The 20,484-nt window shown below is 49.6% G+C and carries 20 protein-coding genes; 18 read left to right on the top strand and 2 right to left on the bottom strand.

Features of this window, described 5'->3' with window-relative positions:
* Positions 1–53 precede the first annotated feature (53 nt).
* The 17 genes from rpsA to PSEBG33_RS18410 all read left to right on the top strand — a co-directional run bounded on the left by rpsA (position 54) and on the right by PSEBG33_RS18410 (position 18,347).
* A complete protein-coding gene (rpsA, locus tag PSEBG33_RS18490) occupies positions 54–1,739 on the top strand; it encodes a 30S ribosomal protein S1 (protein WP_005786304.1) in 1,686 nt (561 codons plus the stop codon).
* A 160-nt stretch (positions 1,740–1,899) separates the two neighbouring features.
* Complete coding sequence (locus PSEBG33_RS18485; protein WP_005786306.1) at positions 1,900–2,184, top strand: hypothetical protein; 285 nt, start codon at positions 1,900–1,902, stop codon at positions 2,182–2,184.
* Between the two features lie 131 nt (positions 2,185–2,315).
* The gene (gene ihfB / locus PSEBG33_RS18480; protein ID WP_003189779.1) at positions 2,316–2,612 is read left to right on the top strand and encodes an integration host factor subunit beta; all 297 of its coding nucleotides are present in this window, start codon (positions 2,316–2,318) and stop codon (positions 2,610–2,612) included.
* Between the two features lie 24 nt (positions 2,613–2,636).
* On the top strand, positions 2,637–2,867 hold the full coding sequence (locus PSEBG33_RS18475) for a LapA family protein (RefSeq protein WP_005786313.1): 231 nt from the start codon (positions 2,637–2,639) through the stop codon (positions 2,865–2,867).
* 335 nt (positions 2,868–3,202) lie between these two features.
* The gene (locus tag PSEBG33_RS18470) at positions 3,203–4,480 is read left to right on the top strand and encodes a hypothetical protein (RefSeq protein WP_005786315.1); all 1,278 of its coding nucleotides are present in this window, start codon (positions 3,203–3,205) and stop codon (positions 4,478–4,480) included.
* 286 nt (positions 4,481–4,766) lie between these two features.
* Complete coding sequence (locus PSEBG33_RS18465; RefSeq protein WP_005786317.1) at positions 4,767–5,987, top strand: hypothetical protein; 1,221 nt, start codon at positions 4,767–4,769, stop codon at positions 5,985–5,987.
* Between the two features lies 1 nt (position 5,988).
* Positions 5,989–7,236, top strand: a complete 1,248-nt coding sequence (locus PSEBG33_RS18460) for an oligosaccharide flippase family protein (protein ID WP_005786319.1) — start codon at positions 5,989–5,991, stop codon at positions 7,234–7,236.
* A complete protein-coding gene (locus tag PSEBG33_RS18455) occupies positions 7,233–8,021 on the top strand; it encodes a glycosyltransferase family 2 protein (RefSeq protein WP_005786320.1) in 789 nt (262 codons plus the stop codon). Before PSEBG33_RS18460 ends, PSEBG33_RS18455 begins: the two co-directional genes overlap by 4 nt.
* Positions 8,018–9,115, top strand: coding sequence for a glycosyltransferase (locus PSEBG33_RS18450; RefSeq protein ID WP_005786322.1), 1,098 nt, complete (start codon positions 8,018–8,020; stop codon positions 9,113–9,115). The genes PSEBG33_RS18455 and PSEBG33_RS18450 overlap by 4 nt, the downstream gene beginning before the upstream one ends.
* A 90-nt stretch (positions 9,116–9,205) precedes the next feature.
* Positions 9,206–10,342 (top strand): glycosyltransferase family 4 protein, encoded by a 1,137-nt coding sequence (locus PSEBG33_RS18445; protein ID WP_232289411.1) that lies wholly within the window; start codon positions 9,206–9,208, stop codon positions 10,340–10,342.
* A complete protein-coding gene (locus PSEBG33_RS18440; protein ID WP_005786327.1) occupies positions 10,339–11,292 on the top strand; it encodes an NAD-dependent epimerase/dehydratase family protein in 954 nt (317 codons plus the stop codon). The genes PSEBG33_RS18445 and PSEBG33_RS18440 overlap by 4 nt, the downstream gene beginning before the upstream one ends.
* A 34-nt stretch (positions 11,293–11,326) precedes the next feature.
* Complete coding sequence (locus tag PSEBG33_RS18435) at positions 11,327–12,334, top strand: MraY family glycosyltransferase (protein WP_005786329.1); 1,008 nt, start codon at positions 11,327–11,329, stop codon at positions 12,332–12,334.
* A gap of 91 nt (positions 12,335–12,425) precedes the next feature.
* Positions 12,426–14,414 carry a polysaccharide biosynthesis protein gene (locus tag PSEBG33_RS18430; RefSeq protein ID WP_005786331.1) on the top strand — a complete coding sequence of 663 codons (1,989 nt, stop codon included), beginning with the start codon at positions 12,426–12,428 and terminating at the stop codon, positions 14,412–14,414.
* A gap of 421 nt (positions 14,415–14,835) precedes the next feature.
* On the top strand, positions 14,836–16,014 hold the full coding sequence (locus PSEBG33_RS18425) for an acyltransferase family protein (RefSeq protein ID WP_005786333.1): 1,179 nt from the start codon (positions 14,836–14,838) through the stop codon (positions 16,012–16,014).
* A gap of 352 nt (positions 16,015–16,366) precedes the next feature.
* On the top strand, positions 16,367–16,699 hold the full coding sequence (locus tag PSEBG33_RS18420) for a ComEA family DNA-binding protein (protein WP_005786335.1): 333 nt from the start codon (positions 16,367–16,369) through the stop codon (positions 16,697–16,699).
* A gap of 140 nt (positions 16,700–16,839) precedes the next feature.
* Entirely contained in the window at positions 16,840–17,484 is a 645-nt protein-coding gene (locus PSEBG33_RS18415) for a GntR family transcriptional regulator (protein ID WP_005786337.1), read from the top strand.
* Between the two features lie 14 nt (positions 17,485–17,498).
* Positions 17,499–18,347 (top strand): urea carboxylase-associated family protein, encoded by an 849-nt coding sequence (locus PSEBG33_RS18410; protein WP_005786339.1) that lies wholly within the window; start codon positions 17,499–17,501, stop codon positions 18,345–18,347.
* Between the two features lie 8 nt (positions 18,348–18,355).
* Here the strand turns inward: PSEBG33_RS18410 and PSEBG33_RS28545 are convergent, their stop codons facing one another.
* Both PSEBG33_RS28545 and eat read right to left on the bottom strand, forming a co-directional pair.
* Complete coding sequence (locus tag PSEBG33_RS28545) at positions 18,356–18,523, bottom strand: DUF2897 family protein (protein WP_003172675.1); 168 nt, start codon at positions 18,521–18,523, stop codon at positions 18,356–18,358.
* 110 nt (positions 18,524–18,633) lie between these two features.
* Positions 18,634–19,998 (bottom strand): ethanolamine permease, encoded by a 1,365-nt coding sequence (gene eat, locus PSEBG33_RS18405; protein WP_005786342.1) that lies wholly within the window; start codon positions 19,996–19,998, stop codon positions 18,634–18,636.
* 396 nt (positions 19,999–20,394) lie between these two features.
* Between eat and kdpF the strand changes: the two genes are divergently transcribed.
* Complete coding sequence (gene kdpF / locus PSEBG33_RS28550; protein WP_003218754.1) at positions 20,395–20,484, top strand: K(+)-transporting ATPase subunit F; 90 nt, start codon at positions 20,395–20,397, stop codon at positions 20,482–20,484.

The raw sequence follows: 20,484 nt of genomic DNA on the forward strand, positions 1-20,484 counted from the left end.
CGTCTGGGGTGTGGAGATGGGCGTATTCTTCGCCCTTATCAACAGGAATTAAAATGAGCGAAAGCTTTGCGGAACTCTTTGAAGAAAGCCTAAAAACCCTGAACCTTCAGGCAGGCTCCATCATCACCGGTGTTATCGTTGATATCGATTACCAAGCTCGCTGGGTAACCGTTCACGCTGGTCTGAAGTCTGAAGCTCTGATCCCGCTGGAACAGTTCTACAACGATGCTGGTGACCTGACTATCAATGTCGGTGACGAAGTTCACGTTGCTCTGGACTCGGTTGAAGACGGTTTCGGTGAAACCAAGCTGTCCCGTGAAAAAGCCAAGCGCGCTGAATGCTGGATTGTTCTCGAAGCAGCCTTCGCAGCTGAAGAAGTGGTCAAGGGCGTTATCAACGGTAAGGTTAAAGGCGGCTTCACTGTCGACGTTAACGGCATCCGTGCGTTCCTGCCAGGTTCTTTGGTCGACGTTCGTCCTGTGCGCGACACCACGCACCTGGAAGGCAAAGAACTCGAATTCAAAGTCATCAAGCTCGACCAGAAGCGCAACAACGTTGTCGTTTCCCGTCGCAGCGTGCTGGAAGCAGAGAACTCCGCCGAGCGTGAAGCTCTGCTGGAATCCCTGCAGGAAGGCCAACAAGTCAAAGGTATCGTCAAGAACCTCACCGATTACGGCGCATTCGTCGATCTGGGTGGCGTCGATGGCCTGCTGCACATTACCGACATGGCTTGGAAGCGTATCAAGCATCCTTCCGAAATCGTCAACGTTGGCGACGAGATCGATGTCAAGGTTCTGAAATACGATCGCGAACGCAACCGTGTTTCCCTGGGCCTGAAGCAACTGGGTGAAGATCCATGGGTCGCTATCAAAGCCCGTTACCCAGAAAGCACTCGCGTAACCGCGCGTGTTACCAACCTGACCGACTACGGCTGCTTCGCAGAGCTGGAAGAAGGCGTGGAAGGCCTGGTACACGTTTCCGAAATGGACTGGACCAACAAGAACATCCACCCTTCGAAAGTCGTACAAGTCGGCGACGAAGTGGAAGTCATGGTTCTGGACATCGACGAAGAGCGTCGTCGTATCTCCCTGGGCATCAAGCAGTGCAAATCTAACCCATGGGAAGATTTCTCTGGCCAGTTCAACAAGGGCGATAAAATCTCCGGCACCATCAAGTCGATCACCGATTTCGGTATCTTCATTGGTCTGGACGGCGGCATCGACGGCCTGGTTCACCTGTCCGACATCTCCTGGAACGAAGTTGGCGAAGAAGCTGTTCGTCGTTTCAAGAAGGGCGACGAGCTGGACACCGTTATCCTGTCGGTTGACCCAGAGCGCGAGCGCATCTCCCTGGGTATCAAGCAACTGGAAAGCGATCCGTTCTCCGAGTACGTTCAAGAGAACGACAAAGGCGCAATCGTTAAGGGCACTGTGAAAGAAGTTGACGCTAAAGGCGCCATCATCACTCTGGCCGACGATATCGAAGCGACTCTGAAAGCCTCCGAAATCAGCCGTGACCGCGTTGAAGACGCGCGCAACGTTCTGAAAGAAGGCCAGGAAGTAGAAGCCAAGATCATCAGCGTTGATCGCAAGAGCCGCGTGATCCAACTCTCCATCAAGTCGAAAGACGAAGTGGAAGAGAAAGAAGCTATCCAGAGCTTGAAAGAAGCTGCTCCGGAAGCTGCTGCTGACACCACCATGGCGGCACTGCTGCGCCAGGCAATGGCCAAGCAGAACTAAGTTCTGTAAAGCTGTTGAAAAAGGGCGACCTCGGTCGCCCTTTTTTGCGCCTGAAATTTGATGAAGCAACTGCATCGAACGAAGGCGTTCAGCCCAATGTCAGAACTGACTATAGTCTTTGAAGTGGCTATTTCGCGTTGCTGACTCAATAAGGGTTTGAATGAACAGGATTATCGTAATACTTGCATTGGTAGTGCTTGCCGGCTGCTCCTCCACCAGCGCCAAGACGCACGCCAAGCGAGGCGTCAGTGGCATCGAGATCGACTGCTCTGGCTTGGGTAATAAATGGGAGAAGTGCGAGAAGCGTGCTGCCCGTGAGTGCAAGATGCAGGGCTACAAAGTCATCACTCGCTCCAGTGATGCAGAGGATGAAGAGGGTGACTACCTGTTCGGCTGGAACCCGGCTGGCGCAGTGACGCGGACGATGTTGGTGATCTGTAAATGAGTAACAGTAGGGTGGCTGAAGGTGTTTATGCGGTCGGCAGATAAGTTTACACATGGGCTGTTCAAATTCATCAAGTCATGCTAAAACCTTCGAAGCGCTTTTCCTAGCTGCTTGAAAAAGAAGGGAAAAATATGACGAAGTCGGAGTTGATCGAACGAATTGTCACCCATCAAGGGCTGCTCTCATCCAAGGATGTGGAGCTGGCTATCAAGACCATGCTTGAGCAAATGTCCCAATGCCTCGCTACCGGAGACCGCATCGAAATCCGTGGCTTCGGCAGTTTCTCACTGCACTACCGCGCACCGCGCGTAGGCCGCAACCCAAAAACCGGCCAATCCGTCAGCCTCGATGGCAAATTCGTACCCCACTTCAAACCGGGCAAGGAATTGCGTGATCGGGTGAACGAAGAAGAGGAAGAAGGCGTCTGAGTGTTTTTGGGGAAGGAGAAGGGTATGCGTGGGGTTAAGCGCGTTGTTGCGGTATTGATTGCAGTGCTTGCAGCTTTGGTGGTCTTGGCATTTGTGCTGGAGAACCAGCAGGGTGTGGCGCTGTCGTTCCTGGGTTGGAGTACTGCGCAGATGCCGGTGGCGGTGTTTGTGGTGGTGGCTTTGATTGTTGGGATGTTGATTGGGCCAGTATTGGGAGTGTTTGTGCGTAGGCGTCAGAATAAGTCGATTGCTTGATTGTCTTGGGCAGGGATTGGATAAGCGGTGATCGTGACCGCTTGTCAGAAATCTCATGCCGTTCAAGGATTATGAATCGCTGCCGGTGCCTATTGGCGCAACCCGTAGATTGCGACAGTTCCTTGGCAAATTCAGAATCGCCCTACATACATGTCAAGACTTGTAAAATGTCTGAGAGATGGCAAAATGGAATCTGTTCTCGATAACAGGCATTTTGTGCGCTCGAAATTCGGCAGAGACGCAGGGTTTTGACGATAATCCAATTAAAATAAGAAAATACACAATCTGTTTTGCATAACGAGCCCGCAGTTTCTCTTTGAAGGCAGGTTTTTGTTGTGAGTAGTAGCTTACGCTCCGTTCTCATCCCTCAGCATAAAAAATTTGACTCGTTAGCGCTTGTAACAAGCCTCTGGCGTCAAAAAATCATTATTTTTTCAGTGGGCGCACTGATTTCTTCAGTTTTTGCGATTTATGCATTTTCGGTCACGCCAGAATACAAGGTGAGCAGTGTGCTTAGGCCTGCTGCGATTAATGAATTGGATGCGCTTAACCGCTCGGAAGTTTACGTTTTACCTCCTGGTGAAGCATTGGTAAGGGTAGGTATGGCCTTAGAGTCATACGAGATTCGCATGGGTTTTTTTAGATCCAATCAAAAGCTCTTTGAGGGGTTTGTGCGCCCTGGACGTAATCTTCAGCAGACGTTCGAAGAGTTCAATAAAAAATCTATAAGTTTGATGTTGTCCGATAAAGATAAAGCTGACTCGCTTAGTTCTTATTTGAAACTTGAGTTGACCTACCCAAAGGGGATTGATGGCGTTTCAATACTCAATGGTTTTGTAGAGTATGCAATAGCGAATGAGCGTGATCATATATCGGCCGACTTGACGGTTATTATCAATAACCGTTTAAAGGAGATCGACGGCAGGTTGGCCGCAGCCCGTTCAAGCTATGACACGTGGAAAGAGGCACGAATTGCATCCCTTTCCGAGTCAGATAGAATTCGCCGAGCTCAGCTACAAGACGAGCTTCAAGGGCTGCGGACGCAGCTTCATAGCTTAAATTCGAATCGAATTGCCGAGCTTAATGAGGCCATAACAATTGCCAAGAAACTGAATATTATGATGCCTGCTTCACCTACCTCCGTGGGTGATGATGCACATTCCGGTTCTGTCAGCATGAGAACGGAAATTAACAATCAGCAGATTCCATTGTATTTCATGGGTGTCAATGCGCTTGAAGCTGAGCGCGCAGTCTTGCTACAGCGAAAGTCTAATGACTTCACTGAGCGACGGATCTCTCAAATTGCCAAAGAATTAAAGTTGTTGGAGTCCAATAGAGAGATTGAGGTGTTGAAGAGTCGCGTGAAGGATGAATTGTTTCTGACAGATGTGCAGCCATTACGCGCAGAGAAAGCACGATTGCTGAGTGTGAATAAGGATATGAGTAATCTTAAGCTTGTGGCTATTGATAAAGAAGCACTAGAGCCAACTTCCCCGATAAGCCCGAATCGTCCCTTGCTGATAATCGGTGGATTACTGCTTGGTCTTGTTGTTGGGTTTGCAATCGCTTTCTTCCGGATAATAAAGCACGCATTGCGCGAGCCGGATCTTTAGCAAGTTCTTCAATTATACAATATAGGATGGGTTTCGATCGGGGGGTCAAGCGTAAAAATCGCGCCCCCTTATCCTAGAGGCAAATTGCCATCTGTTGTAGTGTTGGTTTTCTTAGCCTTGACCCAGCAGAAGATCCTAGATAGAAGCCTCGATTGCAGTGTAAAATTGTTTTTACTCGCTGTCGGGCCTATGGCTTGCTCTAGTGGTCCCCTTCATCTAATCGGTACCTGAAATGGCTCGATTGGCAACCGGCGCATGCTTCAACTGAGCGTATTCTGAGGTCGATATGAAAACTAATAAGCGTTACGCCTTCCTGGCCGTGCTGGCAGCCAGCGTACTCGTGACCTTGGGTGACACTAGGAATATTATTGGTTCGCTTAACTACTGGTTGCTATGGGGTGGAGTACTAGTATTTGGGATTTATGGTAGCGGCGGCAGAGTGAAGTTGTCGCCAGAAGTAAGCTCTATTACCCTCGGTTTTACGTTGATGACACTAGCTTTTATGATCTCCGGAGTAATTAATTCGGATATCTATACCGCTTATCAAGGTGTCAAATTCATAGCTATTTATATATTGTTTCTCGTGATATATAGCTGTTCGGGTTTGCTGGAGTTGAACGACTTTTATAAGATTGCTTCGATTTCGATTGTGGTGAGTCTTGTTGTATTTATGCTGTCGAAATTCTTTTTTACCGACCTCTATATTCAATTGGGTGACGGTCGGCAAGGCAGTGAATTTGCCTACCCAGGGGTGATGTGGAAAGTGTGTGCTTTCTTTGCGCCCTACATTATTGCAATGTTACTCACGACGCGTATTAAAAATGCACTTTTTGCTGGCCTCATTTTAATGGCGTCGGTGTATATATTGCTGGCGGACTCCAGTCGCACCGGTTTTCTATGGTTTGCGATCGTTGTATGTTCCTTTTTTCTTTTGCGCTTTTTGATTTTCCCTATCAGGACGCTACTGGTCGCAATACTGTGCTTGATCGCAGGGGTTTGTGTGCTGCTCTCTTCAAATATTGACCTGACGAATCATGATTCATTGTTGGTCTTGAATCGTTTGTTTGAGGGCGATCCAGTCAGGTCGGCGATGATACAAGATGGGATATCAAACGTCCAAAAATGCTTTCCATTCGGGTGCGGATTCGGCAGTTCATTTAGCGTGGTGGATGGGGAAAATATTGTTATCCATAATGTGTATTTGGGCATGCTGGGTGATGTGGGCGTACTGGGTGAGTTGGCACTTTTATTTTTAATGCTAATGCCGTTTGTGTTTTTCTTGTTGTCGCTGGTGGACGGTTCTGATTTAAATAAGAATATATTCTTTAAGTTTGCCGCAGTGTTGGGCGTTCTTTGTTATATTTTTATTATGCTCTTTCACCCGCTGAGTACTGAGATGTCAGAATGGGGCTATTGGATTCTGATGGTGTCCTGGTTGTCTCGTATTTACAAGTATGACAATGCCGGGGTGGTGAATATTATGTATGACAAGCAGATAGGGCGATAACGTGTTCACCGTATTTAAAAATATGAGCCTGCTTTTTGTTGTACAGCTCTTTGGTTATTTGGTGCCTATTCTGGAGATTCCGGTACTGGCGCGTTCATTGGGTGTACAGGAATACGGCAAGGTCGTACTGGTCCAATCAATTGCTTTACTGTCTTCACTTGTTGTTGAATACGGTTTTTCGTTGAGTGCTGCCAGACAAGTCTCTTTGGCGAAGACTGATGTGACGGTACTGTCTAGGGTCTTTGGTGAGGTGCTGTCCGCGAAGCTGATAATTTCATCGGTTATAAGCATCGCGGCACTGTGTTTTTATATGTTTATCAATTCACAGACCTTCGAGCTTGAAGTAATAGGCTTGGGTTTTCTGTACTTTATAGCTTTTGGGTTTAGCCCGTTTTGGTTTTTTCAAGGGCTTGAGAAAATTGCGCTTGTGGTCTTTTTAGAAGTAGGTCTGCGGGTCGCAAGCCTTATATGCTTATTTATTTTTGTTCACGACCCAGGTGACGCATTGGTGGCGTTATCGATTTTAGCCACATTTGCATTGGCAAATACAGTGCTCGGAAATTATTTGTGCTACCGAAATGGATGCCGCGTTCGGTTCAGCTTGTCAGGTGGATGGCTTCAGATTTGCAAAGGGTTTCACGTTTTCATCTATAAGAGCTCAAACAATATTCTGCTTAGCGCTGGGCCTGCTCTTGTAGGACTGCTCTGCGGAAAAGTCGCTGTTTCAGGATATGTTCCTGCTGAAAAAATCATAAGAGGATTTGTGGGTTTTATAAATCCAGTCCTCATTGGGTTTTTTCCGTATTTGAATAGACAGTACCTTTCCTCTGCAAAATCAGCATCAAGGCTCTCCTGGATCATTGTCGGGTTGATGTTCTTGCTGGGGTGCGTAAGTGCACTTTCCATTTCCGTAGCTGGTGGGTTTCTGATAAACAAACTATTGGGGGCTGATTTCGAGCAGGCGACGACGACCTTGCAGATTTTTGTATGGATAATCCCTTTTAGAATGACTAATCAAGCATTGGGTTTGTGCATGCTTATACCTCGCGGTATGGACAAAGTTGCGAGTTCTGCAATGCTTTTGTTCTCGGTAGTGTCGATACTTCTGGCAAGTCTGTTGTCGATTAACTATTATGTCAATGGTATCGTGCTTGGGTTTATTTTGGCGGAAGTCATGTTGTGCGTGACGTTTCTTGTATTGTCTTATCGATATAAGCCGGTCACTTATCTTGAGGGGCGCACTGAGTGATAACAATTTTAACGGCGACATATAATCGTTACAGTACTCTCCCTCGGCTACTCAAGAGCTTGCTTGAACAAAGCTCAAAAGAGTTTGAGTGGGTGGTGATAGACGACGGCAGCTCAGATGAAACTCAGAATTTCATTGAAGAGCTAAAAAAGAAAGACCTAGGCTTCACGCTGACAGCGGTACGGCAAAGTAATGCTGGAAAGCACGCAGCTATTAATAGCGGGGTAGCAGCTGCGAAAACAAACTGGATCTTTATAGTAGACAGCGATGATGCACTGGTGTCTGACGCCGTTGAAAGGATAAATACCTCAATCGCAACCGCGACTGATAAGACAGTGGGGTTGTGCTATCGAAAGGCGTATTTCAGTGGTGAGTTGCTTGGTAATGAGTTAAGCACGGTCGAGCAGAGCTTTGTCTCGACGCCGACTGAAGCTGGCAAGTTATTCAAGGGTGACTTGGCTTACATATTTAGAACTGACGTGATGTCAGCATTTCCGTTTCCCATATTCAAGAACGAGAAATTTGTTCCAGAACTATATATCTGGAATAAATTGGGGGACGCGGGCGATATCATCTTTTTTACACGAAAAATAATTTATCTCTGCGATTATCTGGAAGATGGATACAGTCGTAATTTTTCACGCCATTTAAGAGCTAATCCAAAAGGCTTCTTTACTTATTACTGGTCGCAATTTTTGCGTGAGAAAACAGTATATTATAAGTTAAAGAATTTAATCAGATCCGTACAGTGCCTTTTGTATATGCTTCTAGGGCGGCCTCGATGAATATATTATATTTTATCACTGGGTTGGGGATGGGCGGGGCCGAGAAGCAAGTCGTAAATCTGGCTGACCGGATGAGCGCACGAGGACATAACGTCGTGATTGCTTATTTGACAGGCGACGCGGATGTGCTTCCAGAGGCGCCCGATGTAACGGTGGTGGCTCTAAATGGTAATAAAACCATCTTCGGGATGGTGCGTGCAATTAATAATCTGGTCAAATTAATTAAGCGATTTAAACCAGATGTATTGCACAGCCACATGGTGCATGCGAATTTAATAGCCAGAATGGTTCGTTCAGTTGTGAGAGTTCCCAGGCTGATTTGTACGGCACATAGTTCAAATGAAGGAGGTAAGCTGAAAATGCTGGCTTACCGTCTGACTGATTTTTTGGCTGATCTCACAACGAATGTAAGCCAGGAAGCGGTTGATATGCTTATTGCGAAAGGCGCTTCGCCTGTCGGGCGTATGGTATTTGTACCCAACGGTATAGATACGGAACGTTTTGTGTTTGATGAATCGGTGCGGAATCAAGTTCGTGCCAGAGAGTCTGTGGATCCTTCTATTAGAGTTCTCTTGGCAGTCGGCCGTCTGGTTGAAGCCAAAAACTATCCCTGTCTGTTAGATGCGTTCACACTGGTTTCACAAGATCACGACAATGTACGTCTGTGGATAGTAGGCGACGGCCCCTTGGCTGCTGATCTCACGCTATATGCTAACAAAGCCAACCTGAGCGAAAAGATAAGTTTTTTCGGGCGACGCGACGACGTTCCGTCATTCTACAGCGCTGCGGATGTCTATATTTTGTCTTCTGCATGGGAAGGCTTTGGGTTAGTCGTCGCTGAAGCGATGTCGTGCGAAACGTTAGTGGTTGCCACAGATTGCGGAGGGGTGAAAGAGGTGCTGGGAGGTAGCGGCTATCTTGTTGAACCATTCAATCCTGAGGCGCTACGTCAAGCTATCAACTCGGCACTTGATCTACCTCCAGAGCAAAAAAAGTCACTCGTCACTTCGGCAAGATCAAGAGTACTTGATAACTTTTCCATGGAGTCTGTGATTGGTAGGTGGGAGGAGTTATATGCCCAGCCCAAGGCCTGAGGATATTTTGGTTATCAGCAATCCTCGAGTGGTTTTTAGTGTGATCACATCGATGAGAAATAGCCAATCTCTGGATCCGGTAATTTGGGCTTGGGCAAGTTATTTGAAAAGGTGCGTAGTGTGAAAATTGTTTATGTCATAACTCGTTCGGATGTTATAGGTGGCGCCAGTGTGCATCTCCTTGATTTGGCGCTGGGCTCATCTAAAGCAGGTCATAGCGTTGATATCCTCGTGGGTGGCGAGGGCGTCTTTAACTCTCGAGCGCGGGATCTGGGGCTGTCGTGCTATTCATTGAAATATCTCGTTCGTGAAATCAGTCCTGGAAAGGATATTCGCGCCTTCTTTGAACTGAGAGCGATGCTTTCCAAGCTAAAACCCGATCTCGTCCACTTGCACTCCTCCAAGGCTGGCATCCTCGGCAGACTGGCCGCTAAGAGTCTTGGTTTGCCAGCGATCTTTACGGCACATGGTTGGGCTTTTACGGAGGGCGTGTCTGAAAAGCGTCGTTTCGTATACCGTAATATTGAGAGGATCATGGCTCGTTTCTCAGACCAGATTCTTACGGTTTCCGAGTTTGACAGGCAACTTGCCTTGAAGGCCAAAGTGGGCGATGAAGATACTGTTCTGACCATCCACAATGGTATGCCCGAGGTCTGTTCCAATAGAGTCGGCTTTACCGAGTCTGATCAAATACGCTTGATCATGGTTGCAAGGTTCGAAGTACCCAAAAACCAAAAATTTCTATTGGAAGCGCTTGCAAAAGTGGAAGCCAAAAACTGGGAGCTTGAATTGGTGGGCGACGGCCCTTCACTTGCGAACGCCCGGAAATTGGCGGCACAGCTGGGAATTAGCGAGAAGGTGGTGTTTTCCGGGGCTTGTGATGACGTTCCGATCAGGCTTTCACGATCTGACATTTTCGTCTTGATTTCTGACTGGGAAGGACTGCCGCTGACTATATTGGAAGCTATGCGCAGTGGACTTGCAGTCATCGCCTCTAACGTCGGAGGGGTGTCCGAGCTGGTTGCGAATGGTGATAACGGTTTCGTGGTAGAGCGTGGGGATCAGCAAGGGCTGATCGACGCATTGACGCAATTGATTAAATCCGCTGAGCTTCGAAAAAAACAAGGCATTTCAGGTCAATACAGATATCGCACAAATTTTACTTTCGATATTATGTTGGATAAAATTCTGAAAATTTACCAGAAAGTGTTAGACAGGACTAAATGAAAATCCTTATTACTGGTGCGAATGGCTTTATTGGGCGGGCGTTATCCGGGCACCTCGTCAGTTTAGCCAAATACTCAGTTGTCGGCTCTTCCCGCAGGCCCTCTACTGATGTGCCATCTGATATCCAGATGTTTTCGACCGGTGAGGTAGACGGTAATACTGACTGGGATCGTGCCCTGCAAGGCGTTGATACCGTTATCCATCTGGCCGCGCGCGCGCATGTGTTGAATGCGGGGAGCGAAGATCCAGTTACGGAGTTTGAACGAATAAATGTCGAAGGTGCCGTTAATTTAGCAAAGCAATCGATAAAAGCAGGTGTCCGTCGGTTTATATTCATTAGCTCTATTGGAGTAAATGGTGCGGAGACGGATAAGTGTGGTTTTACTGAGAGCGATGAGCCCCGGCCGCATGCAGAATATGCCCGCTCGAAATTAAAAGCAGAGCACACGCTAGCAGAGTTACTTGCTGCAGAGGCGATGGAGTTGACAGTTATCCGGCCTCCTTTAGTGTATGCCGCTGAAGCGCCAGGTAATTTTAATCGTCTCCTGAAGCTGATAGCGTCTGGATTGCCGTTACCCTTCGCCGCCGTGAAAAACAAGCGCAGCATGATAGCGCTGGATAATCTGGTGGATTTCGTTGAGCTGTGTATTGAGCACCCTTTGGCTGCAAACGAACTATTTTTAATTTCTGACGGAGATGATTTTTCCATTGGTGAAATTATCAAACTTCTCGCCTCGGGCATGGAGCGAAAAGAAAAATTGTTCAGCCTTCCTGACACTGTAATACGTTCGGTCGCCAGCGCACTCGGGAAGCGATCGTTATATACGCAGTTGTGTAGGTCATTGGTTGTGGATGCTGCCAAAGCTCAAACATTATTGAATTGGGTTCCTGCGAAAGAAGCCAGTAATGCTTTGGTCGAAACAGGCCGAAAGTTCCGTTTATTAAAGTGATTCACTTCGAATTATTGCAGGTAGGGATAGGCTGATGGCGTTCTGGATAGCGATTATTTCAATAGCGAGTTCCATTCTTTTTACAGGATTATTGCGTCGGTATGCACTCCAGCGCAATGTATTGGATATTCCTAACAGCAGAAGTTCACACTCTGTGCCGACCCCTCGTGGTGGTGGACTGGCAATTGTGCTGGGATTTCTGATATCCCTGGGGTTGATGCGTTCCTTTGATTTGATCGATAACACCTTTTTCCTTGCATCGTTCCTGGCGGGTATAACGGTAGCCGCGTTAGGTTTTCTGGATGACCACGGGCATATTCCTGCACGCTGGCGCCTGTTAGGACATTTTCTCTCTGCGATATGGGCGGTGTATTGGATCGGCGGGCTACCGCCTGTCACGATTTTTGGATTACACGTCAACCTAGGCTGGATTGGCGGGGCGTTAGCCGTTTTGTATGCAGTGTGGATGTTGAATCTTTACAACTTCATGGATGGTATTGACGGCTTGGCAAGTGCTGAAGCCATCTGTGCGTGCTCTTCTGCCGCTCTCATCTATTGGATGTTGGGGTATGAGGAGTTGTTATGGCCGCCTATTTATTTAGCGTTGGCGACGGCAGGCTTTTTCTACTGGAATTTTCCCAAAGCACGAATTTTCATGGGCGACGCGGGCAGCGGCTTCCTGGGAATCACGCTCGCTATTATTTCTCTTAAAGCGGCTTCTTTTTCCTCTACGCTGCTATGGGTCTGGCTGATCTTATTAGGAGTATTTATCGTTGACGCGACATTTACCTTGATGCGCAGGCTACTACGCGGCGAAAAAGTGTATGAGGCACATCGCAGTCACGCTTATCAATACGCCTCACGGCGATTTAATGCCCACGTCCCTGTCACACTGTGCGTAATCTTGATAAACCTGGTTTGGCTCGCACCGATTGCATGGCTTGTTGCATTTGACAGAATTGATGGTGCTGTCGGTATGTTGATCGCCTATGTTCCACTCGTTGTCCTGGCTCTGAAGTTCAAGGCCGGGGTTAAAGAGTAATGTTGTTAGGGGACGGAGTGGCGAGAGCCTAATCGTGATGTGCGTCTATTTAGATTTTAGATTGTTAGAACTGCGAGAGGTTTAGAAATATATGAACTCACTGAGATCGCGCTTATTAAGCCTCCCGCGCAGGTATAAACGTATTTTGCAGGTGATTACTGACGTCTTCTTAGTTTGGTTTGCGCTTTGGTTGGCTTTTGTCGTGCGGATAGGTCTCGATGAAATGATCAATCCGTTTATGCTGCACACCTGGCTTTTTTTGACCGCGCCGATCGTGACTATTCCGCTGTTTATACATTTTGGTATGTATCGGGCGGTTTTGCGCTATTTCGGAAATGATGCGTTAATTGCTATCGTCAAAGCTGTCAGCCTGTCTTCGCTAATTATTGGTGTGGTCGTTTATTGGTACAGTAATCACCAGAATGTAATTCCGCGTTCTATCATCTTTAACTATTGGTGGCTCAGCCTGATCATGATTGGGGGCTTGAGATTAGCGCTGCGCCAATTCTTCCTGGGAGATTGGTTTACCGCTGCTCAACATGTGCCTTTCACCAACCGTGACGATGGTTTGCCGCGTGTAGCTATCTACGGTGCCGGGTCTGCTGGAAATCAGCTAGTCGCGGCATTACGCATGGGCCGCTTGATGAGACCCGTTGCGTTCATTGACGATGATTCCACTATTTCGGATCGGGTAATCTCGGGGCTGCAGGTTTACAAGCCCAAACATATCCAGCGTATGATCGATGCCACAGGGGCTCAAGAAATTTTATTGGCGATACCTTCATCGACGCGCGGGCGTCGTCGGGAAATCCTCGGATTTCTTGAAGGTTTTCCTTTACATGTGCGTAGTGTCCCGGGCTTCATGGACTTGGCCAGCGGTCGTGTCAAAGTTGATGATATTCAAGAAGTGGATATTGCCGACCTGTTGGGGCGCGATCCTGTACCCGCCCAAGAAGATCTGTTGGAGCATTGCATACAGGGCCAGGTGGTGCTGGTTACCGGCGCGGGGGGGTCGATTGGATCTGAACTGTGTCGCCAGATCCTTGAATTGCAACCCACCACCCTGATTCTCTTTGAGCACAGTGAATACAATTTATACAGCATTATGTCCGAACTGGAGGCACGCATACTCAGGGATTCATTGGCGGTAAAATTGCTGCCGATCCTGGGGTCAATACGTCACCAGGATAAATTGGTTGATGTGATGAAAACCTGGCATGTAAATACCGTCTATCATGCGGCCGCTTATAAGCATGTGCCGATGGTAGAGCATAATATTGCGGAAGGTTTTCTGAATAATGTTATTGGTACGTTAAATACCGCTCAAGCGGCCATTATTTCGAATGTTGCTAATTTCGTACTTATTTCGACTGATAAGGCGGTTCGCCCTACCAATGTTATGGGAAGCACCAAGCGGCTCGCTGAGATGACGTTGCAGGCGCTCAGCCGTGAGCTAGAACCTGCTCTCTTCAACGGTGCAGCTACCCCTCAAAATCGTACACGCTTCACAATGGTTCGGTTTGGAAATGTTCTGGGTTCTTCTGGTTCCGTCATTCCTCTATTTCACAAGCAGATCAAATCAGGTGGGCCGATAACAGTGACCCACCCGAAGATCACTCGATATTTCATGACCATCCCTGAGGCGGCTCAACTTGTTATCCAGGCAGGCTCAATGGGCCAGGGAGGAGATGTTTTTGTATTGGATATGGGGGAACCAGTTAAAATCACGGAATTGGCAGAGAAAATGATTCATCTGTCTGGCCTGAGTGTTCGTTCAGATAAAAAACCGCTGGGCGATATCGCCATCGAGTTCACAGGGCTTCGGCCCGGGGAAAAACTCTACGAGGAATTACTCATCGGTGATAATGTCGATGCCACACAACATCCAATGATCATGAGTGCAAACGAAGATTATTTATCGTGGAGCGTATTGAAACCGAGGTTGTCCGAGTTGTTATGTGCTATTGAAAGCCATGACTACAGTAAAGTGCGTCAATTGTTACGCGAAACTGTTAGCGGCTATGCCCCCGATGGTGAAATTGTTGACTGGTCTTATCAACAAAGACGGCTGGAGCCATGAGGTAAGATCTTGGAAGCGGATAACAGTACGGCGGTGCTGTTATCTATGCTTTAAAAACGTTCGCTCTGTTGAATAATTTAATTAATTACAGCGCACTCACGTCAATCAACATCTATTCATCAGAAGGCTTGGTTTGCCGACACGTTGAAATACTCAGCTATCAGCTTCATTGTCTGTCACGACGTGCATTTAGAGTATTTTTTGGCATAACCTCGCCCTTTTCAAGGAGCGTTCGCGCTCTACATTTTCTTCCCCTGCACACCGCTTCCGGAATACAATCCGCTTGGGGCGCTGCACGATGACATTTTCATTGAGCGCTGCCTCGTGATGAGCGGCCGGCCAGAGCCCGCGGCTTGATCATCCATGGAGCTTTTTCAACATAGCCCAAAGCAGGAAGGCATTGCATGAGTAATTTTTCTAAATGAAAACCGAATATTCACTTGAAGTAATTGCACTTACGCTATTGATAATATTGATGTTCATTGCTTTTTCGTCGATATTCAGGTCTAAAATAGAAAGTGCAGAAGTTCAGCATGAATATAAATTCATCAATGGCCTGCGTGGTCTTGCGGCTATATTTGTTTTCATTAATCATGCGCCGTTTGTACTAATAAATTTGGGTGTGAAAAATACAGTTTTTTCTGCGTGGGGACAAATTTACCCGAACCTTGGATCTTTTGGTGTGCAGATTTTTTTCTGCATAACGGGTTTTCTTTTCTTTGATAAAGTCATGAAGAGCAAGCATATCGATTGGGGTGATTTCTTCGTAGCAAGAATCAGGAGAGTGGCTCCGCTTTACTATCTGGCATCGTTCTTGGTATTTATTATTGCGATTTCTTTTGCAGGGTTTGATTTCCTGGATAAAGAGTCTATTACCACTATCGCTGGTCTGGTAACGTTTAATTTCATAGATAACCCAATGAAAATTGGGGGCGTATCGCTTGTGCCTCTGAGTTCCGTGACATGGACGTTGGTGCATGAATGGCGTTTTTATGCAGTGCTGCCAATGGTGGCAATTTTTTACAGGTCGCGCTATAGGTCCATTATCCTGACGGTGGCGATACTGATTGCTGCCATTGACCTGGGCACCTCTGCCGTGGTGTGTTGGGCCTACTTTCTGTCAGGCATGGTGGCGGCGGTTGTTCATAAAAAAAATATCACGAATAAACCGGTTAAATTCTTTTCCATGTTAATTGCAGTGGGTATATTTGTTTGGGTGTGCGGGCTGGTTGATGTCCCCGGCTACGGAGCGTTGAGATTCGCGCTGGCAACAATATTCTTCATATGCATTACAATTTCAAATCCGTACTTCTTGCATTACCAGTTCCTGAACAGGCTCAGTGATATCAGCTACAGTGTTTACCTGCTCCACTTGCCGGTATTGTTTTTATCCTTCAAGCTCCTGTCTGTATTTTTTGATCTTGCTGCTCTTGATAAAGTAACTTTTTGGGTGGCAAATTTCGTGACCATTCCAATCATCGTCGCCTTGTCGACCATTACTTTTGTTCATGTAGAGAAAAGGTTTATGCGCAAGAAACGAGTGGAGCAGACCAACGCCCCCACGGTTGCCTACTCGGAAAAAACAAACGCTGTGATATGAAGTGTGCGGTGCTACTGCATCGGCCTCTTTGTTCCGCCTACTGTCCATCGGTAATGCCGGGGCCGCCGAGTTCGCTGCGGACCTTGATATTATCGATGTTCATTAGGAAGGTGGTTGGATATTCCAGGCACCGCCCGCGACTTGAATTTGCGATTCTGTGCGAAGATTTATCAGGCGAACGTCGGCACCAACCGTTGCTTGACGGCAGGCGTTTACTGGCCTGTACACAAAAAGCCGAACTCTTTCATACCTTGAAATACCCCCATTTTTGACACCCTCCATCTTTCGCCTAATGTAGAAATGCAGCTTCGGAAAGCTGCTTTTCTCTTACCGATGTCATGGAGCGTCACCAATGCAAAACCTCTACATTTCATCCCTCGTCTTCGCGTTCCTCACTAGCCTCTCCGTCGCCACCATCGCTGCGCCCTCCATCAAGCCGGAAGCTTCAAGCCCAATCTCCACCCAAATGACCAAGATCGAACAATCCACCAAGGTCAACCTCAACGCCGCCGATGCCGAAACCCTGCGCCGCGACCTGTTCGGTATCGGCGCTTCCAAGGCGAAGGCGATCGTTGCGTATCGCGAAAGCAACGGTCCGTTCACGGCGGTGGATGAGTTACTGGAAGTAAAAGGCATCGGCAAAGCACTGCTGGAGAAGAATCGCGACAGATTGGTTATTAATTGAAGATGCGAAGATAGCCCCAGAAGGCCGGTCATTGACCGGCCTTTCCTTTATCAAAGCTGCGTCTATTTCCTCTCAGGCCGCGTTGGCATGAAACGTGATTACATTCAACTCAACGATTGTTCAACAATCTTGAGGTGTACATGACGCCCAGCTTGTCTTTAGCCGACCAAATCGCCCTGGAATTACGCGCCGACATTATCGGCGGGCGGCTGCTGCCGGGTGTATCGCTCGTCGAGGCCGAGTTGGTCAAGGCCTACAACGCCTCGCGCAATACTATCCGTGAGGCGCTGCATCGCTTGGGCCAAGAAGGGCTTACCCGCTATGTCCGCAATAAGGGCGTAATGGTTCGGCGCCTGGAGCGGGCAGAAGTACGTGACCTCTTCGTAGTCCGCCGCACCCTGCAATTGCGGGCCATAGCCCAAAGCGGTCCGCTGACGGACACTCAATCAGGCCGCATGCAAAACGCTATCGACGCCACCACCCTGGCCCGGGAGCGCGAAGATTGGCGAGCGGTGGCTACCCACAGTCTTATGTTCCACCAACAGATCGTCGCGTTGATGGATAGCCCACTGTTCGATGAGTTTTTTGCCCAGGTGATCGCCCAGCTGCGCCTGGTGTTTTGCGCCGCGCCGGATGAGCAGCGTTTCCAGTTACCCTGGCTGGAGCGCGACCATGAGATATACACGCTGCTGACCAGCAACCGGACGCAGGCCGCCAGCGAGGCGATGAGCCTGTACCTGGATGATTCCGAACGCCTTTCCCTCGCCTTGTTTGATCACCCTTGATGGAGGCATACCCCATGTACAAAGACTATCCCGCCGCTTACCAAGTCAGCAAAGGTTCGGCGTTGCAGGTGGATACGGCGTTCTATGAACGTATTCGTGATCGCAAGGATCAGCGCACGTTGATCGAACAGTTCGAGGTACCGATTCGTACGGGGAGGGCGTGGAAGGTTCCGGCAGGGCATGTGTTTCGTGTGACCACACCGGTGGGTCCACAGGTGGGCGACTTCAACGTGTGGAACGCCAATGACCCGCGCGAGCGTTTATGGGCTGCGCGCACGAGGCAATTGCAAGGCGCCCATGTCAGCACCCATGACCGCTTGTGGTCGAACCTGCCCTTTCTAAGGCCGCTGGTGACCATCACCGACGACAGCCTCGCCAGCTACGGCATCGATGAACACGGCGGACGCCTGCACGATTTGCTTGGCACGCGCTGCGACCCTTATGTGAACCGTATGCTGACCGGTGAGGATTTCCATCACCACTGTCACTCAAACCTGACCCGTGCAGTATTGCCCCACGGTCTGACAGAATTCGACGTGCATGACGTGTTGAATATTTTCCAGTGCACGGGCCTCAATCACGATGACATGTACTTTATGAAAGCCTGTCCGGCGCAGAAGGGTGATTACCTGGAGTTTTTTGCCGAGATTGATTTGCTGTGTGCGTTGTCGACGTGCCCTGGCGGGGATTTATCGCTGCCGATGTGGGGGCCAGATGCGCAGGACCCGCTAACGGTTTGTCGTCCGTTGGGGGTGGAAATCTACCGGTTGGAGGACGCGTTGCTAGGTGGCTGGAGCCAACCGGAACGTGCTGCCTACAAAGGGCAGCACGGCTTGCATATTGCCAAGGCGGATTGGGAGTAACTCAAGATTCAGCGATCCTGCGCATCCTTGGCATCCGCCTGCGCATTGCGCTCGGCCACGCGTTTACGTTGTTCGTCGGTGAGTTCGACTTTGTTGGCGCTGTCGCGCAGCATCATCAGCCCTCCGACGATCGATCCGATTGCGACTACCATAATCAACCACGCATACCACGGCATAAGGCTCTCCTTGAGGCAGATGTCCGTGGGAAAGTTTCCCACGGTAATGACTGCTTTGAGTCACGGGCTTTCTGAGTAGTTCAGTGTAGGCCCGTTCTGCCTCGCGGGCGCTATAGTCCCGTCAACATCGCATCTGCCGGGGCGTCGGCGCGGTCTTGCGCAGTCAGTTGGAAATAGATGAAGCCTGCCAGCATAAAGCCCAGGAAGATCAGCCCGATCAGGGCGTTGAACCAGGCCATCGCCACCAGGCACACCACTGCCAGTACCAGTGCAATACCCGGCACGATGGGGTAGCCCGGTGCGCGAAAGGTGCGTTCCAGCATGGGCTCGGTCTTACGCAGTTTGAACAGGCTGAGCATGCTCATGATGTACATGACGATGGCACCGAACACCGCCATGGTGATCATCGCCGCGGTCAGGGTCATGCCGCCCAGGTTGATCAGGCCGTCGCTGTAGATGGCCGCGATGCCGACTAGGCCGCCGGCGATAATTGCTCGATGGGGTGTCTGAAAACGCGACAGTTTGGCCAGGAAAGGCGGCAGGTAACCGGCGCGGGCCAGGGCGAAGAACTGGCGCGAGTAGCCGAGGATGACGCCGTGGAAGCTCGCCACCAACCCAAACAGGCCAATCCACACCAGCATGTGCAACCAGCCGGAGCTTTCGCCGACTACGGTTTTCATCGCCTGGGGCAGTGGGTCGTTGATGTTCGAGAGGGTGCGCCAGTCACCCACGCCACCGGCGAAGAACATTACGCCCATGGCCAGGATCACCAGGGTGAGGATGCCGCTGATATAGGCTTTTGGAATCGTGCGCTTGGGGTCCTTGGCTTCTTCGGCAGCCATGGCGGCGCCTTCGATGGCGAGGAAGAACCAGATGGCGAAGGGGATCGCAGCAAACATCCCGGCAATCGCCGGGGCGCCGAAGGTGTCGGAACCGGCCCAGCCGTTGAGGGCGAAGTTGCTGAAGCTGAACGCCGGCGCGACCACGCCCATGAACACTAGCAGTTCGGCGACGGCGAGTACGCACACCACCAGCTCAAAGGTCGCGGCAAGTTTGACCCCGAGGATGTTCAGGCCCATGAACATGATATAAGCGCCGACGGCGGCGTGCTTGGGATCAAGTGCCGGGAATTGCACGTTCAGGTAGGCGCCGATGGCCAGGGCAATTGCGGGCGGGGCGAAGACGAATTCGATCAAGGTAGCCAGCCCGGCAATCAAGCCGCCTTTTTCACCAAAGGCGCGACGGCTGTAGGCAAAGGGGCCTCCGGCATGGGGAATGGCGGTAGTCAGCTCGGTGAAACTGAAGATGAAGCAGGTGTACATCGCGGCGACCATCAACGAAGTGACCAGAAAGCCCAAGGTGCCGGCCACACCCCAGCCGTAGCTCCAGCCAAAGTACTCGCCGGAAATCACCAGCCCCACGGCGATGCCCCAGAGATGCAGGGTGCCTAAGGTGGGTTTGAGTTGTGTGTTCATTGTGGGGTGCTCCCTGAAGGGGTTGGAATGATTCAGGGTGTTGCAGTGGTTATGCCAGGCTGCGGAGCCCTGTCGCAAAGCAGTGCCTATGTCGCCTGCGGGACGGTTTGGCGTTTGAATGTGGCTTGGCGTGCACCAGATAAGGGCGGTGGTGTCTGACCTGCCGCCATCGCGGGCAAGCCCGGCTCCCACATTTGGAATGCACTCCACTGTGGGAGCCGGGCTTGCCCGCGAAGAGGCCCTCCCAGCCACTGCAAATCCCGTTGTAAACCCCGCATAAACCCACTCTTTACGCCATCTTTACGCCCCACCCGGCGCCTTGCTCTCGTTCCTTTACACCCCTCCTGGGGACAATGCCCTCACACGCGGCAATCGCCGCAAGACGGGGAAATTTCCATGAGCGTTCTGGACGGAGTGTCACTGCTATTGGCCGTGGCGCTGTTCATTTATCTGCTGGTTGCGCTGTTACGCGCGGATCGGAACTAG

It is taken from the genome of Pseudomonas synxantha BG33R (assembly GCF_000263715.2).
Classification (GTDB): Bacteria; Pseudomonadota; Gammaproteobacteria; order Pseudomonadales; family Pseudomonadaceae; genus Aquipseudomonas; species Aquipseudomonas synxantha_A.